Origin of the sequence: Streptomyces sp. NPDC096323 (genome assembly GCF_040302845.1) — a bacterium.
GTDB lineage: Bacteria > Actinomycetota > Actinomycetes > Streptomycetales > Streptomycetaceae > Streptomyces.
Window position 1 is genome coordinate 628,305 of the sequence record NZ_JBEOSI010000003.1, and the last position, 14,190, is coordinate 642,494.

Annotated in this window: 13 protein-coding genes and 5 tRNA genes; 13 read left to right on the forward strand and 5 right to left on the reverse strand. The window is 70.2% G+C overall.

Features of this window, described 5'->3' with window-relative positions; all coding sequences use genetic code 11:
- Positions 1–123 precede the first annotated feature (123 nt).
- Together ABTX18_RS10575 and ABTX18_RS10580 are read right to left on the reverse strand one after the other, a co-directional pair.
- A complete protein-coding gene (locus tag ABTX18_RS10575) occupies positions 124–537 on the reverse strand; it encodes a roadblock/LC7 domain-containing protein (protein ID WP_168713747.1) in 414 nt (137 codons plus the stop codon).
- Between the two features lie 9 nt (positions 538–546).
- Positions 547–4,278 (reverse strand): sensor histidine kinase, encoded by a 3,732-nt coding sequence (locus tag ABTX18_RS10580; protein WP_352122337.1) that lies wholly within the window; start codon positions 4,276–4,278, stop codon positions 547–549.
- A 580-nt stretch (positions 4,279–4,858) separates the two neighbouring features.
- On the opposite strand from ABTX18_RS10580, the gene ABTX18_RS10585 reads away from it, so the two are divergent.
- The 9 genes from ABTX18_RS10585 to ABTX18_RS10625 all read left to right on the forward strand — a co-directional run bounded on the left by ABTX18_RS10585 (position 4,859) and on the right by ABTX18_RS10625 (position 8,783).
- Entirely contained in the window at positions 4,859–5,050 is a 192-nt protein-coding gene (locus ABTX18_RS10585; protein WP_352122338.1) for a hypothetical protein, read from the forward strand.
- Between the two features lie 83 nt (positions 5,051–5,133).
- Positions 5,134–5,910: a fumarylacetoacetate hydrolase family protein gene (locus ABTX18_RS10590; protein WP_352122339.1), complete on the forward strand. Its 777-nt coding sequence runs from the start codon at positions 5,134–5,136 to the stop codon at positions 5,908–5,910.
- Positions 5,903–7,375, forward strand: coding sequence for a glutamate--tRNA ligase (gene gltX, locus ABTX18_RS10595; RefSeq protein ID WP_352122340.1), 1,473 nt, complete (start codon positions 5,903–5,905; stop codon positions 7,373–7,375). Before ABTX18_RS10590 ends, gltX begins: the two co-directional genes overlap by 8 nt.
- A gap of 95 nt (positions 7,376–7,470) precedes the next feature.
- A complete protein-coding gene (locus ABTX18_RS10600) occupies positions 7,471–8,190 on the forward strand; it encodes an HAD family hydrolase (protein ID WP_352122341.1) in 720 nt (239 codons plus the stop codon).
- Between the two features lie 85 nt (positions 8,191–8,275).
- Positions 8,276–8,347, forward strand: a tRNA-Gln gene (locus ABTX18_RS10605).
- 37 nt (positions 8,348–8,384) lie between these two features.
- Positions 8,385–8,457 (forward strand) — tRNA-Glu (locus ABTX18_RS10610).
- Positions 8,458–8,517: 60 nt separating this feature from the next.
- Positions 8,518–8,590 (forward strand) — tRNA-Glu (locus ABTX18_RS10615).
- A 12-nt stretch (positions 8,591–8,602) separates the two neighbouring features.
- Positions 8,603–8,674: transfer RNA gene (locus tag ABTX18_RS10620), tRNA-Gln, on the forward strand.
- 36 nt (positions 8,675–8,710) lie between these two features.
- Positions 8,711–8,783: transfer RNA gene (locus ABTX18_RS10625), tRNA-Glu, on the forward strand.
- Between the two features lie 178 nt (positions 8,784–8,961).
- On the opposite strand, the gene ndgR is transcribed toward ABTX18_RS10625, so the two are convergent.
- Entirely contained in the window at positions 8,962–9,678 is a 717-nt protein-coding gene (gene ndgR / locus ABTX18_RS10630; protein WP_003966003.1) for an IclR family transcriptional regulator NdgR, read from the reverse strand.
- A gap of 175 nt (positions 9,679–9,853) precedes the next feature.
- On the opposite strand from ndgR, the gene leuC reads away from it, so the two are divergent.
- From leuC to ABTX18_RS10650, 4 genes are all read left to right on the forward strand, one after another.
- Positions 9,854–11,278, forward strand: coding sequence for a 3-isopropylmalate dehydratase large subunit (gene leuC / locus ABTX18_RS10635; RefSeq protein WP_352122342.1), 1,425 nt, complete (start codon positions 9,854–9,856; stop codon positions 11,276–11,278).
- Positions 11,279–11,283: 5 nt separating this feature from the next.
- Positions 11,284–11,877, forward strand: a complete 594-nt coding sequence (leuD, locus tag ABTX18_RS10640) for a 3-isopropylmalate dehydratase small subunit (RefSeq protein WP_352122343.1) — start codon at positions 11,284–11,286, stop codon at positions 11,875–11,877.
- A gap of 104 nt (positions 11,878–11,981) precedes the next feature.
- Positions 11,982–12,209, forward strand: coding sequence for an SCO5555 family protein (locus ABTX18_RS10645; RefSeq protein ID WP_136330716.1), 228 nt, complete (start codon positions 11,982–11,984; stop codon positions 12,207–12,209).
- Positions 12,210–12,352: 143 nt separating this feature from the next.
- The gene (locus tag ABTX18_RS10650; protein WP_352122344.1) at positions 12,353–13,045 is read left to right on the forward strand and encodes an HU family DNA-binding protein; all 693 of its coding nucleotides are present in this window, start codon (positions 12,353–12,355) and stop codon (positions 13,043–13,045) included.
- Between the two features lie 93 nt (positions 13,046–13,138).
- Here ABTX18_RS10650 and ABTX18_RS10655 read toward each other — a convergent pair whose 3' ends face one another.
- Together ABTX18_RS10655 and cofC are read right to left on the reverse strand one after the other, a co-directional pair.
- Positions 13,139–13,342 carry a hypothetical protein gene (locus ABTX18_RS10655; protein WP_136330714.1) on the reverse strand — a complete coding sequence of 68 codons (204 nt, stop codon included), beginning with the start codon at positions 13,340–13,342 and terminating at the stop codon, positions 13,139–13,141.
- 9 nt (positions 13,343–13,351) lie between these two features.
- On the reverse strand, positions 13,352–14,035 hold the full coding sequence (gene cofC / locus ABTX18_RS10660) for a 2-phospho-L-lactate guanylyltransferase (protein WP_352122345.1): 684 nt from the start codon (positions 14,033–14,035) through the stop codon (positions 13,352–13,354).
- Positions 14,036–14,190 lie beyond the last annotated feature (155 nt).

Here is a 14,190-nt window from a genome sequence, read left to right on the forward strand (position 1 = left end):
GGCGTGACAGCAGGGTGTCGGCTTGCCGTCTGAAGGGGCCGGTGGGGGGCTGTAAGCGGCCGGACGGGCGAGAGATGAGTGCGTTACCTGGGCTAATCGTCTGTGTCACCGGTTCGCGGCCGCCTAGTGGAGCAGGCTGCCCTGGAGCTCGGCACGGAGGTCGGGGGTCAGGACGGAGCCCGCCCGGTCCACCAGCAGAGCCATTTCGTAGCCGACCAGACCGATGTCGGCGTCCGGGTGTGCGAGAACGGCCAGTGAGGAGCCGTCCGAGACGGACATCAGGAAGAGGAATCCGCGTTCCATCTCCACCACGGTCTGGCTGACGGCGCCGCCTTCGAAGATCCGCGAGGCTCCCGCGGTCAGCGAGGTCAGACCGGAGGCGACAGCCGCCAACTGGTCCGCACGGTCGCGCGGGAAACCTTCGGACATCGCCAGCAGCAGGCCGTCTGCGGAGACCACCACCGTGTGCGACACCCCAGGGGTGTTGTCCACGAAGTTGGTGATCAACCAGTTCAGATTCTGCGCGGCCTGACTCATCGGGCTCAACTAACGCTCCTGCTGGTGAGTGGGGCCGAGTGGGAAACTGCCGGTCGACGGGCCGTTGTTGGCCTGACGTCCCTGCTGGATGCCCCGGCGGAGATTGGTCAGCCGCCCGCGCACATCATCGGGCGCGCGCGACACCTGGGGACCGGACTGATGGTTCTGCTGCTGGGCGGTACCCGGCACCAGATTGGCACGCGGGACCCGGCGAGGCAGACCGGACGTGGTTATTCCGCCCGCCGCGGGCTTCTTCACCCGCTCCGCCTGCCGGACGAGTTCGTCGTTCGGCGAGGCGCGCCAGGAGCTTGTGGCGCCGCCGGCGTCGCGGCGCGGTGCGGCGGGCGCGGGACGCTCCTCGGCGGGCTGCTGGGGGAAACCGGGTGCCTGCGGCGCGGCGGGCGGCTGCTGGCCGCCCTGCTGCGGACCGTGGAACCAGTTCGTCTCCAGCGTGTCGTAGAGCGGGGTACGGCCGTCGCCGGGACCGGCCGGCGGCAGTGCCTCGGGCTGCGGCTGCTGCGGCAGGACCGGCCGGTACTGCCCGCCCGGAGCCGGCGCGACGGGCGGACGCGGGGCACCGAAGTCCCCGTTGTCGCGGTCACGCTGGCGCGGTGCGGGCTGACCCGGGGCCTGCGCGGGCTGTCCGAAGTCGGGGCGGGCGAACTGCGCGGTGCTCGCCGGGTCCTGCGGCTGCGGCGCGGGCCGCTGCTGCGGAGCCGGCGCCGAGAAGTCCGGCCGGGCGAACTCGGCGGTGGCGGCGGGGCCCTGCTGGTGGTCCATGGGCGGACGCGGGCTGAGCGGCGGCGGGTTCAGCGGCCGCTGGAACTGGCCGGTGGACTCGGGCTCCTCGTGACCGCGCGGCGCGTCGAGCGGGGAGCGCCGCGGTGCGGACGGCTCCTCGTTGCTGCCCCAGCTGGTGGTCTGCGGACGCTGCGGCTGGGGGTTGCCCCCCGGCAGCTCCGCACGCGGACCGCCGACCGGCGGCAGCTGACGGTCGCTCTGACCCGGCCCGCCGGGCTGCTGGAAGCCGCCGCCCCGGCCGTCCTGCCGGGCCTGCTGCGGCTGCGGTGCCTGACGTCCGGGGCCGTTCTGCTCCGGACGCTTCTGGTCGAACAGACTGGGCTGGCCCGCGTCCGTACGGCCGGAGCCGTCACCCTGGCCGCGGGCGCCCAGCCGGGCGCCGCCGCCGAAGGCGCCGGAGAGCCCGCCGCCCTGACGCGGCGGCTCCTGGCGCGAGGCGTCGGGCTGCCGGCCCTGCGGACCGTTGCCGGCGCTCTGGAAGCCGGAGTTCTGCTGGCCGCCGGGCTGACCGGGCCGGCCCTGCTGACCGGGCTGGCCGGGCTGGTTCTGGCCGGGCTGTCCCTGCTGGTTCTGGGGACGGTTCGAGCCGCCGTCGCGAGCCGGCAGGGCCGCCCGCGGACCGGAGCCCGCGCCGACCTGGCCGCGCGTCGCGCCGGGACCGGCGGCGAGCCGCCCGCCCGCGGCCGGCGCGGCGCTGTCGAGACCGGCACGGGGCGCGTTGCCGCCGGCGAGAAGACCGCCGGGGGCGGGCTGCTGGCCCGGGGCCTGCTTCGGAGCGGGCTGCTTGCCACCGTGCGCGACATCGACCGGGAGCATGACCAGCGCGGTCGTGCCACCGGAGTCGGACGGACGCAGCTGGATGCGGATGCCGTGACGCAGCGACAGCCGGCCGACCACGAACAGACCCATGCGGCGGGAGACCGAGACGTCCACGGTGGGCGGCGAGGCGAGCCGCTCGTTGATCGCCGCGAGGTCCTCGGGGGAGAGGCCGATACCCGTGTCGTGGATCTCGACGAGCACCCGGCCGTCGGGCAGTGCGTGACCGGTGACCCGGACCTTCGTCTGCGGCGAGGAGAACGACGTGGCGTTCTCCAGCAGCTCGGCGAGGAGGTGCACGAGGTCGTTGACGACCCGGCCGGCGACCTCGGTGGCGGGCACCGCGGCCAGTTCGATGCGCTCGTACTGCTCCACCTCGGAGGCGGCGGCACGGAGCACGTCGACCAGCGGCACCGGACGGGTCCACCGGCGGCCCGGCTCCTCGCCCGCGAGGACGAGGAGGTTCTCACCGTTACGGCGCATACGGGTCGCGAGGTGGTCGAGCTTGAAGAGCGAGGACAGCTGGTCCGGGTCGGCCTCGCGCGACTCCAGCTCGGAGATGAGGGAGAGCTGACGCTGGATGAGGCCCTGGGAACGGCGCGAGAGGTTGGTGAACATCGCGTTGACGTTGCCCCGGAGAAGGGCCTGCTCGGCGGCGAGACGGACGGCCTCGCGGTGCACGTCGTCGAAGGCCGCGGCCACCTTGCCGATCTCGTCCCGGGAGTGCACACCGACCGACTCGACCGAGGTGTCGACGTCCTGCGGGTCCGTCTCGGAGAGCTGCTTGACGAGCTCGGGCAGGCGGTCCTGGGCGACGCGCGTGGCGGTGTCCTGCAGCCGGCGCAGCGAGCGGATCATGGACCGGGCGACGACGAAGGCGCCGACCAGCGAGACACCGAGCACGAGCAGGATGAGCGCACCGCTGATGATCGCGCTGCGCTGGGACTCGTCGCGCAGCTCGCGCGCCTTGCCCTCCATGTCGCTGAGGAGCGTCTCCTCGATCTGCTTCATGGCCTGGATCTTGGTGGAGTCCTGGTCGTACCAGTCCATGTACGAACGCCGTACGCCCGGGCCGCTCATGCCGTTGGTGTTGCTGAGCACCTTCTTGGCGTAGGTGTCGGCGGCCTTGATCTCGGGCTGGCCCTCGTCGAGCGTGGAAGTCAGCTCGTCGGCGCTCTTGCCCGTGGTCGTGTAGATCGCCTCGAAGGAGCGGCGGGCCGCGTCCTCCTTGCGCTGGGCGGCCAGACCGAACTGCTGGTCGTTGCGGTCGAGGTTCGGCTGCTTGTCGTTGCCGCCCGGCAGCGCGGCGGCGATGATCGCGCGCTGGATCGACGCGTACTCCTTGGCGGAGGAGAAGGCCGCCAGGGCGCGCGTCCGCTTGATCATCTCGGGGCTGCTGGTCGCCTGCGCCATGTCCTGCGAGAGGCTCAGCAGCGAGGTGATCAGCTGGCTGTAGGCGTCGACGGTCTGCAGACTCGGACTGTCCTTGGCGTACGCCTGCTTGCGGATGTCACGGATGGAGCCGAGCTGCGAGGCGATCTGCTGGACGCTGGAGTGGATGCTCTCCAGCGCCTCGTCACCGGCGGTGTCACCGATGTCGGTCGTCGCGGCGAGGAACGCCTTCTTCGCCCGGTCGGTCTTCTTCCGCGGCTCGGTGACCTTGAAGTCGGTCGCGGGCACGTCGTTGGACAGCGGTCCCGCCGACCGGTCGCGCTCCTCCTGGAGCGCCTGGGCCAGCGAGGTCGCCTGCTTCGTCATCCGGGTGAGCAGCTGCATGTGCTCCAGCTGCTGGATGTCGTTCATGGAGTCGTTGATACGGAGACCACCCAGCGTGGTCGCGGCGACCACGGGGAGGGCGAGCAGGGAGACCAGACGCGTACTGATGCGCCAGTTGCGAAGAGCTACTCGCGATCCCGTGTTGACCGGGCCGCGCGGCTTGAGCGCGGAGACCGGATCGGACCCACCGCCCGCCGAGGAGCCGGGGCGCCGGTCGCGCTCGCTGTTGTCGCCGGCCGCGGCCGGTCCGGGGTTCTGGGCGTGCTGGGGCGAGGAACCGCGGTCGGTCCCGCCGCGCGGCTCCTGTTCCGCCGCAGCGCTGCCATCCCTCTTGAAACGTCCCTGCACTAGCGTCGCAACCTCTGGACCAGGCGTTCTCCCGTCATGAACGGAAGGAACGGTGTCGGCGTCGTAGGGCGGCGTGTACCGCCCCATGGTGGTCGTGAGTGACCGGCGCTCTTCCCCTTCCCGCCGCCACTCGGCGCTGCGTTGCGCCCCCTGCGCGCCGGCTTGAAACCGCGGCGGTGCGTGGAATTCCAGCACAGTGGCGGATCTCCAACAAGGGCCAGGTACCGGGCTGTGACCTGGGTGACACGTTGTGATGGGCGGGTAACAAGACGTGGAGACCGTTCACTGTGATACCCGGACATTCGAGGTCGAAGTGGTCAGGGTGGCTGGTGTCCCAGTCGACATGATCAGGAGCGGAATGAATCATTCAGGGATGCAATGTCCGTTTGGTGCGCCGGGTTCTGCTGCCCGAATTGACGGAATTGTCGCTCAGTTGGTGAGCAAACTCACAGAATGATCGCCGTCTTTTCTGCGCCCGCGGTGGGAATCGGATGTTTAGCCTGACGCTTTACAGGGATGGCAGAACCGACAACCGGCGCCCCTCCGGGAGGCGCCCCGACCGACAGGGTCCGTACGGCAGATGAAGACGACGATGATGTTCCGCAACATTGCCAACCCCCGGCGCACCACGCTGGCGCACCTCAAGGACGCCGAAGCGCTGCAGACGCCGGAGCTGCCGGAGCACGCGGTCGACCTGCCGACGCAGACGGCCAACCCGCGCCGCACGATCCTGATGACCGCCCCCGCAGCCACCACGGCCGCCGCGGAGTAATTACGCGCAGCGTCCCCTCTCACCCGCGCTAGCCTGGAGCGTCAGTCTTCAGCTACCCAGCAAGTGAGGGGCGACAGCAACCCGTGCGCATCGCCAGGTTCTCCATCGACGGCAATGTCGCCTTCGGCGCGGTCGAGGGCGACGGGCCCGATGGTCTCGTCCTCGACATCATCAAGGGCATCCCGTACGCCGACTTCGAGCTCTCCGGGACCAAGGTCCCGCTGAGCAAGGTCCGGCTGCTGCCGCCGGTACTCCCCAACAAGGTCGTGGGCATCGGCCGCAACTACGCGGAGCACGCCGCGGAACTCGGTAATGAGGTCCCCGACGTCCCCGTCGCCTTTTTCAAGCCCACCACCTCGGTGACCGGCTCCGGCGACGCCATCGAGTACCCCTCCTTCTCCGACGACGTGCACTACGAGGGCGAGCTGGCCGTGGTCATCGGCCGGATGTGCCGCGAGGTGCCGCGCGAGCGGGTCAAGGACGTCATCTTCGGCTACACCTGCGCCAACGACGTCACCGCCCGCGACGCCCAGAAGCGCGAGAGGCAGTGGGCCCGGGCCAAGGGCTTCGACACCTCCTGCCCGCTCGGCCCCTGGGTGGAGACCGACCTCGACCCCGGCGACCTCGCCATCCAGACCACCGTCAACGGCGAGCAGCGCCAGCTCGGCCGGACGAGCGAGATGATCCGCTCCATCGAGGACCTGATCGTCCACATCACGGAGGCCATGACGCTGCTTCCGGGCGACGTCATCCTCACCGGCACTCCGGCAGGGGTCGGACCCCTCCACGTCGGCGACGAGGTCGCCGTCACCATCGAAGGCATCGGCACTCTCACCAACAAGGTGATCAAGCGTGGTTAACGCACCTGTCCGCGTACGTTTCTGTCCCTCCCCGACCGGCAACCCCCATGTGGGCCTGGTCCGGACAGCTCTCTTCAACTGGGCCTTCGCCCGCCACCACCAGGGCACCCTGGTCTTCCGCATCGAGGACACCGACGCGGCGCGCGACAGCGAGGAGTCGTACCAGCAGCTCCTCGACGCGATGCGCTGGCTCGGCCTCGACTGGGACGAGGGCCCCGAGGTCGGCGGCCCGCACGCCCCGTACCGCCAGTCGCAGCGCATGGACATCTACAAGGACGTCGCCGAGAAGCTCCTCGCGGCCGGCCACGCGTACCACTGCTACTGCACCACCGAGGAGCTCGACACCCGCCGCGACGCCGCCCGCGCCGCCGGCAAGCCGTCCGGCTACGACGGCCACTGCCGCGACCTGAGCGACGAGCAGACGGCGGCGTACGAGGCCGAGGGCCGCACGTCCATCGTCCGCTTCCGGATGCCCGACGAGGCCCTCACCTTCACCGACCTGGTCCGCGGCGACATCACCGTCCAGCCGGAGAACGTGCCGGACTACGGCATCGTCCGCGCCAACGGCGCCCCGCTCTACACGCTGGTCAACCCGGTCGACGACGCGCTGATGGAGATCACCCACGTCCTGCGCGGCGAGGACCTGCTCTCCTCCACCCCGCGCCAGATCGCCCTGTACGCGGCGCTCACCGAGCTGGGCATCGCCAAGCGCACCCCGGAGTTCGGCCACCTGCCGTACGTCATGGGCGAAGGCAACAAGAAGCTCTCCAAGCGCGACCCGCAGGCCTCGCTCAACCTCTACCGCGAGCGCGGCTTCCTGCGCGAGGGGCTGCTCAACTACCTCTCGCTGCTCGGCTGGTCGATCGCCGAGGACCGGGACATCTTCGACATCGACGAGATGGTCGCCGCGTTCGACATCAAGGACGTCAACGCGAACCCGGCCCGCTTCGACCTCAAGAAGTGCGAGCACATCAACGCCGAGCACATCCGCAAGCTGGACGTGAAGACGTTCACCGAGGCGTGCGGCCCCTGGCTGCAGGCCCCGTTCGCCCCCTGGGCACCCGAGGCATTCGACGCGGACGTGTTCGCGTCGATCGCCCCGCACGCCCAGACCCGGGTCACGGTCCTCTCCGAGATCACCGCCAACGTCGACTTCCTGTTCCTCGACGAGCCGGCGACCGACGAGGCGTCCTGGGCCAAGGCGATGAAGGAGGGCTCCGACGCCCTCCTCGTGACGGCCCGCGCCGCGCTGATCGCCGCCGAGTGGAACGCGGAGGCGCTCAAGGCCGCCGTCCTCGCCGCCGGCGAGGAGCACGGCCTGAAGCTCGGCAAGGCCCAGGCCCCGGTCCGCGTCGCCGTCACCGGCCGCACGATCGGCCTGCCGCTGTTCGAGTCCCTGGAGATCCTGGGCCGCGAGCGCACGATCGCCCGCATCGACGCGGCACTCGCGAAGCTGGCCGCGTAACGACGCAGACGGACAGGACACGGACGGGCCCGGCAGCCGCGCACAGCGGCTGCCGGGCCCGTCCGGCCGTTCCGGGGCGCGCGTAGAGTCGGACCATGCCGATCAGAGCTGTCCTCTGGGACGTGGACGACACACTCTTCGACTACACGACGGCCGCCGCCACCGGCATGTCCCGGCATCTGGCGGCCGAGGGGCTGCCCGAGGGCTATGCCACCGCCGACGAGGCCCTCGACGCCTGGGGGCGGCTCACCCGGCTCCACTGGCAGCGGTTCTCCGACGGGGAGACGGACTGGCATGGCCAGCGCCGCGACCGGGCCAGGGACTTCCTCGCACGCCCGCTGGACGATGCGGGCGCCGACGCCTGGTTCGAGCGCCACATCGCCCACTACGAGGCCGCCTGGGCGCTCTTTCCGGACGCGGTTCCCGCACTCGACGCGCTGACCGGGGTCTACCGGCACGCCGTGCTGTCGAACTCCGCCCTGGAACAGCAGCACCACAAGCTGACCGTGCTCGGGGTGCGCGACCGCTTCGAGACCGTCCTGTGCGCGGCGGAGCTGGGCATCTCCAAGCCCGCCCCCGAGGCGTTTCTCGCAGCCTGCGAGGCGCTGGCCCTCGACCCGCACGAGGTGGCGTACGTGGGCGACGAGCCCGACATCGACGCCCGCGGCGCGGTGGCCGCCGGTCTCGCGGGCATCTGGCTGGACCGGCGCGGACGGGGCGGACGGCCCGAACTGGTCCGGATCACGGCCCTTGACCAGCTCCCCGGCCTGCTGTCGGCCGATACCCGTTTTGGAGCGCCGGACACCTTCAGGTAATGTTCTTCCTGCGCCGCCCGAGCGGAACGAAAGATCCGGACGGGAAGCGCAGACAGAAACAACACCCGCAGGGGTTGCGTTTCAGTGGGCTATGGTGTAATTGGCAACACTACGGTTTCTGGTACCGTCATTCTAGGTTCGAGTCCTGGTAGCCCAGCGCAAGACAGCAGGACCAGTACGTTGTAGTAGAACAAGCCCCCGTTGTGTAGCGGCCTAGCACGCTGCCCTCTCACGGCAGTAGCGCCGGTTCGAATCCGGTCGGGGGTACAGATCCTTCCCGCGAGAACATCTGGGTCGCACCCACGCTCTCGATGCAGGATCGCTAGGGCCCCCGTTGTGTAGCGGCCTAGCACGCTGCCCTCTCACGGCAGTAGCGCCGGTTCGAATCCGGTCGGGGGTACTTGCAACACCATGGGCTATGGTGTAATTGGCAACACTACGGTTTCTGGTACCGTCATTCTAGGTTCGAGTCCTGGTAGCCCAGCGCAAGACAGCAACACCAGCAAGTCGCAGTAAACAAGCCCCCGTTGTGTAGCGGCCTAGCACGCTGCCCTCTCACGGCAGTAGCGCCGGTTCAAATCCGGTCGGGGGTACAACAGAGCAACTGGCGAAGGCCCTTCACTCCGGTGAGGGGCTTTCTGCTTGTGTACGCGGGCCGTTCGGCGCGGAAGAGCCCAAGGGTCCGGAAGAGCCCGACGCAACGGGGGAGTGCCGAGTGGGGGCCGCCACGACGCTGGGGCGGCACTGACAGAACGGAAAGGGGCCGCCGGGTCAGCCCGTGCGGCGCAGGGCCTCGCTCAGGCGGGCGGCCGAGTCGATGACGGCCTGGGCGTGCATCCGGCCCGGGTGCCGGGTCAGGCGCTCGATCGGTCCGGAGACCGAGACCGCGGCGACCACGCGGTTCGAGGGGCCGCGCACCGGGGCGGAGACCGAGGCCACCCCCGGTTCGCGCTCACCGATCGACTGGGCCCAGCCCCGGCGCCGTACGCCGGAGAGCGCGGTCGCGGTGAAGCGGGCGCCCTGGAGGCCGCGGTGCAGGCGCTCCGGCTCCTCCCAGGCCATCAGGATCTGGGCGGACGATCCCGCCTTCATCGTGAGCGTGGAGCCGACCGGCACGGTGTCCCGCAGACCGGACAGCCGCTCCGCCGCCGCCACGCAGATACGCATGTCGCCCTGCCGGCGATAGAGCTGGGCGCTCTCGCCGGTGATGTCGCGCAGATGCGTGAGTACCGGTCCGGCCGTGGCCAGGAGCCGGTCCTCGCCCGCCGCGGCGGCGAGCTCCGACAGGCGCGGACCGAGAATGAACCGGCCCTGCATGTCCCTCGCCACCATGCGGTGGTGTTCCAGTGCCACGGCCAGCCGGTGAGCCGTGGGTCGTGCGAGCCCGGTCGCCGCGACCAGCCCGGCGAGGGTGGCCGGCCCGGACTCCAGGGCGCTCAATACCAGAGCCGCCTTGTCGAGAACGCCGACGCCGCTAGAGTTGTCCATACGACGATACTCGCGTCTCACTCTGTGAAACGCAAGTTCAATTTTCCAAGGAAGTTGCGAACCTGTACGGGCGGCCCCACAACGGCCCGTAGCCACCGCCCCGCACGGGGGTGCCGGACGGCGGCGCACCGAATCTCTAGTTGGGCCGGCGACGACGCCGGCCGGAGGGAAAGCGATGGGTAGGACACTCGCGGAGAAGGTTTGGGACGACCATGTCGTCCGGCGCGCCGAAGGCGAGCCCGACCTCCTCTACATCGATCTGCACCTGCTGCACGAGGTGACCAGCCCGCAGGCCTTCGACGGTCTGCGGCAGGCCGGACGCCCGGTGCGGCGCCTCGACCTCACCATCGCCACCGAGGACCACAACACCCCGACCCTCGACATCGACAAGCCGATCGCCGACCCGGTCTCCCGCGCCCAGTTGGAGACCCTGCGCAAGAACTGCGCGGACTTCGGCGTCCGGCTGCACCCGCTGGGCGACGTCGAGCAGGGCGTCGTGCACGTGGTCGGCCCGCAGCTGGGCCTGACCCAGCCCGGCACCACGGTCGTGTGCGGTGACTCCCACACCTCCACGCACGGTGCGTTCGGCGCCCTGGCGTTCGGCATCGGCACCAGCCAGGTCGAGCACGTGCTCGCCACCCAGACGCTGCCGCTGGCCCGCCCGAAGACGATGGCGATCACCGTCGAGGGCGAACTGCCCGACAGCGTCACCGCCAAGGACCTGATCCTCGCGATCATCGCCCGGATCGGCACCGGCGGCGGTCAGGGCTACATCCTCGAATACCGCGGCTCCGCCATCGAGAAGCTCTCGATGGAGGCCCGGATGACCATCTGCAACATGTCGATCGAGGCCGGTGCGCGGGCGGGCATGATCGCCCCCGACCAGACCACCTTCGACTACCTGCAGGGCCGGGACCACGCCCCGCAGGGCGAGGACTGGGACGCGGCCGTCGCGTACTGGAAGACCCTGCGCACGGACGACGACGCGGTCTTCGACGCCGAGGTCGTCATCGAGGCCGCCGGACTGGCGCCGTTCGTCACCTGGGGCACCAACCCCGGCCAGGGCGCGCCGCTGTCGGCGAACGTCCCCGACCCTGCTTCGTACGAGGACGCCTCGGAGCGCAACGCCGCCGAAAAGGCCCTGGAGTACATGGGGTTGACCGCCGGCCAGCCGCTGCGCGAGATCAACGTCGACACCGTCTTCGTAGGCTCCTGCACCAACGGCCGGATCGAGGACCTGCGCAACGCGGCCGCGATCCTGGACGGCCGTAAAGTCGCCGACGGCGTACGGATGCTGGTCGTCCCGGGCTCCGTCCGGGTCGCCCTGCAGGCCGTGTCGGAGGGCCTGGACAAGGTCTTCACCGCCGCCGGCGCCGAATGGCGGCACGCGGGCTGCTCGATGTGCCTCGGCATGAACCCCGACCAGCTGGCCCCCGGCGAGCGCTCCGCGTCGACCTCGAACCGCAACTTCGAGGGCCGGCAGGGCAAGGGCGGCCGTACGCACCTGGTCTCCCCGCAGGTCGCCGCCGCCACCGCCGTGCTGGGCCACCTGGCCTCGCCGGCCGATCTGTCCGACGTCCGTACGCCCGCCGGAGTCTGAGAATCATGGAAGCTTTCACCGCACACACCGGCCGGGCCGTCCCGCTGCGCCGCAGCAACGTCGACACCGACCAGATCATCCCCGCCCACTGGCTGAAGAAGGTCACCCGGGACGGCTTCGAGGACGGGCTCTTCGAGGCCTGGCGCAAGGACGAGAACTTCGTCCTCAACCGCCCGGAGCGCGAAGGCGCCTCGGTCCTGGTGGCCGGCCCCGACTTCGGCACCGGCTCCTCCCGCGAGCACGCCGTCTGGGCCCTGCAGAACTACGGCTTCAAGACGGTCATCTCCTCCCGGTTCGCCGACATCTTCCGCGGCAACTCGCTGAAGAACGGGCTGTTGACCGTGGTCCTGGACCAGAAGGTCGTCGACGCCCTGTGGGAGGTGACCGAGGCCGACCCGACGGCCGAGATCACCGTCGACCTGGAGAAGCGGCAGGTCCTCGCCGAAGGCATCACGGCCGACTTCGAGCTGGACGAGAACGCCCGCTGGCGGCTGCTGAACGGTCTGGACGACATCAGCCTCACCCTTCAGAACGAAGCGGACATCGCGGCCTACGAGGCGGCCAGGCCGGCCCACAAGCCACGTACAATTAACGCCTGAGCAGCACGTTTCCCGTACTGCGCCCCCTGCCATCTGGTAGGGGGCGCAGTCGCTTGTTGAGACCCCGTCGGGCGACAACTCGCCCCAGATGGCACAATCGGTGCATGGAACGCGACAGCCAACTCAAGCTTTACGGCCAAGTCGCCGACCAATTGAAGGAAGCGCACTCACGAGTGCGTGCACTGCAAGTCCCGGAGGGCGTACGGATGGCGCTGAACCGGAAGCTGTTGGTCGTCACGGCCGCGGCAAAGCACGATCTCCCGGATGCGGCAAGGCGTCTGGACCGGTTGATGAAGGACCTCGATGAGGGCCGATTCCCCGAAGGTGACTGACTCTGCGGAACAGCGCAGCGGTCGACTTCGTTGCGGCACTAGGGTGATTAGCCCGTTTCGTGTTTGATTTGCGGTATATATCTGCCTAACGTGCGAAAAAGCCTGGACAGTTTCGTTCGGGCAATGTCTCCGAAGGGGAAGACGTGAACAAGGCGCAGCTCGTAGAAGCGATTGCCGACAAGGTCGGCGGCCGTCAGCAGGCCGCGGACGCCGTCGATGCGGTGCTCGACGCGATCGTTCGTGCGGTTGTCGCAGGTGACCGGGTTTCGGTCACCGGCTTCGGCTCGTTCGAGAAGGTCGACCGCCCCGCCCGCTACGCCCGCAACCCGCAGACGGGTGAGCGCGTACGGGTCAAGAAGACCTCGGTGCCCCGCTTCCGCGCGGGTCAGGGCTTCAAGGACCTGGTGAGCGGCTCGAAGAAGCTCCCCAAGAACGACGTGGCCGTGAAGAAGGCCCCCAAGGGCAGCCTCTCGGGCGGTTCTTCCACCCGTACGACGGCCAAGGCCGCAGCGAAGAAGGCCACCGCCAAGAAGGCCGCCACGGCCAAGAAGACCGCGGCGACGGCGAAGAAGACCACGGCCACCGCCAAGAAGGCCACGCCGACGAAGACGTCCGCGGCGGCGAAGAAGACCACGGGGGCCGCGAAGAAGGCGACCCCGGCGGCTGCCGCGAAGAAGGCCACGCCGGCGGCGGCGGCGAAGAAGGCCACGCCCGCCAAGAAGGCCGTCGCGAGCAAGACCGCGCCCGCGAAGAAGGCCACGGCGAAGAAGGCGCCCGCGAAGAAGACCACCGCGCGCACGACCACGGCGAAGAAGGCCACTGCACGCAAGAAGTGAGGACCGCAGCAGAAGGGCTCCTCACACGCGCCGGGCCGGGCTCCCCTCGGGGAGCCCGGCCCGCGGGCTGTCCGGGACGACCCGTGCCCGGATTCAGAAGGTCTGCAGCGTCACCAGGGTGATCCGGAGCCCGGCGCCCTCGCCCTGCCCCTCGATCCGCACCCGTTGGCCCGGCCGCAGCAGCCGCAGGCCGCCCGCGTCGAAGGCCGGGGCGTCGAAGTCCACCGGGGTGCCGTCGTCGAGCAGCACGCTGCCGGTGCGGGTCTCGGGGTCGTACGTGTACGAGGTCGCCTGCATGGCGGCAGCCTATCGGTCCGCCGCGCGCAGCCCAGCGGCCCAGCGCCCCGCCGTGTAGGGGCCGACGCCCAGCGCCAGCGCCGCCCGCAGATCGTCGCCCGTGTCCACGTCCTGGCGCACCGAATCGATACCGGACAGCGTGATCTCCACCGCCCCCGACGCGAGATGCCGGGCCCTGGACGGGCCGCCGAAAGCGGGGCGCAATTCCACGCCCGGCCCAGCGGCGAGAAATGTCGTTCCGATTCCCGCGGAATCGGTCACGAAAGTCCGGGGAAAAGCGGCCGAAAATTCGAGTACGCGGGACAATTCCGTCGGCCGCAGCGCGGGCAGATCGGCGTTGAGCGCGGCGACCGCCGCCCGTGGCCTGCCCGAGCGCACCACGCGCTCACCGTGTGCGAGAGCGGCGTTGAGCCCGGCCGCCGGGGTGTCGGCCACCACCAGGGCCCCGAGCGCCGCCAGCGCCGCCCCGGCCGCCGCGTCGTCCGTGACGACCACCACATCGGCGACCTCCGGGCAGGACAGCGCGGCGGACACGGTGTCCCGGGCGAACGCCAGGGCCAGCCGCGGCCGCAACAGAGCCCCGGAAGCGGGCGCCAGCCTGCTCTTGGCCAGCGCCAAGGGCTTCAACGGGACGACCAGGGACCAGCAACCGGTCGGGTCGGTGTTCGTGGCGGTCTCCCCCTCGATGCGCATGGCCGCCTATTCTCGCCTGCCGGTGCGACAACCCGGAGGGTCGGTCCCCGGGGCGAGGCGTACGGTGTTCCTCGACAGAGCAGGGGCCTGGGGCCAGACTTGACCGTCGGTAGTCGGTCGGCAGTCGGCTCCCCTATCAGGCCATACAGGAAGGT

Bases quoted from the DNA above. Each gene is read 5' to 3' on its own strand.
- ABTX18_RS10600 (WP_352122341.1), top strand. From the start codon at position 7,471: ATGCCGATCAGAGCTGTCCTCTGGGACGTGGACGACACACTCTTCGAC.
- cofC (WP_352122345.1), bottom strand. From the start codon at position 14,035: ATGCGCATCGAGGGGGAGACCGCCACGAACACCGACCCGACCGGTTGC.
- ABTX18_RS10655 (WP_136330714.1), bottom strand. From the start codon at position 13,342: ATGCAGGCGACCTCGTACACGTACGACCCCGAGACCCGCACCGGCAGC.
- leuC (WP_352122342.1), top strand. From the start codon at position 9,854: ATGGGTAGGACACTCGCGGAGAAGGTTTGGGACGACCATGTCGTCCGG.
- ABTX18_RS10585 (WP_352122338.1), top strand. From the start codon at position 4,859: ATGAAGACGACGATGATGTTCCGCAACATTGCCAACCCCCGGCGCACC.
- ABTX18_RS10645 (WP_136330716.1), top strand. From the start codon at position 11,982: ATGGAACGCGACAGCCAACTCAAGCTTTACGGCCAAGTCGCCGACCAA.
- ndgR (WP_003966003.1), bottom strand. From the start codon at position 9,678: ATGGACAACTCTAGCGGCGTCGGCGTTCTCGACAAGGCGGCTCTGGTA.
- leuD (WP_352122343.1), top strand. From the start codon at position 11,284: ATGGAAGCTTTCACCGCACACACCGGCCGGGCCGTCCCGCTGCGCCGC.
- ABTX18_RS10575 (WP_168713747.1), bottom strand. From the start codon at position 537: ATGAGTCAGGCCGCGCAGAATCTGAACTGGTTGATCACCAACTTCGTG.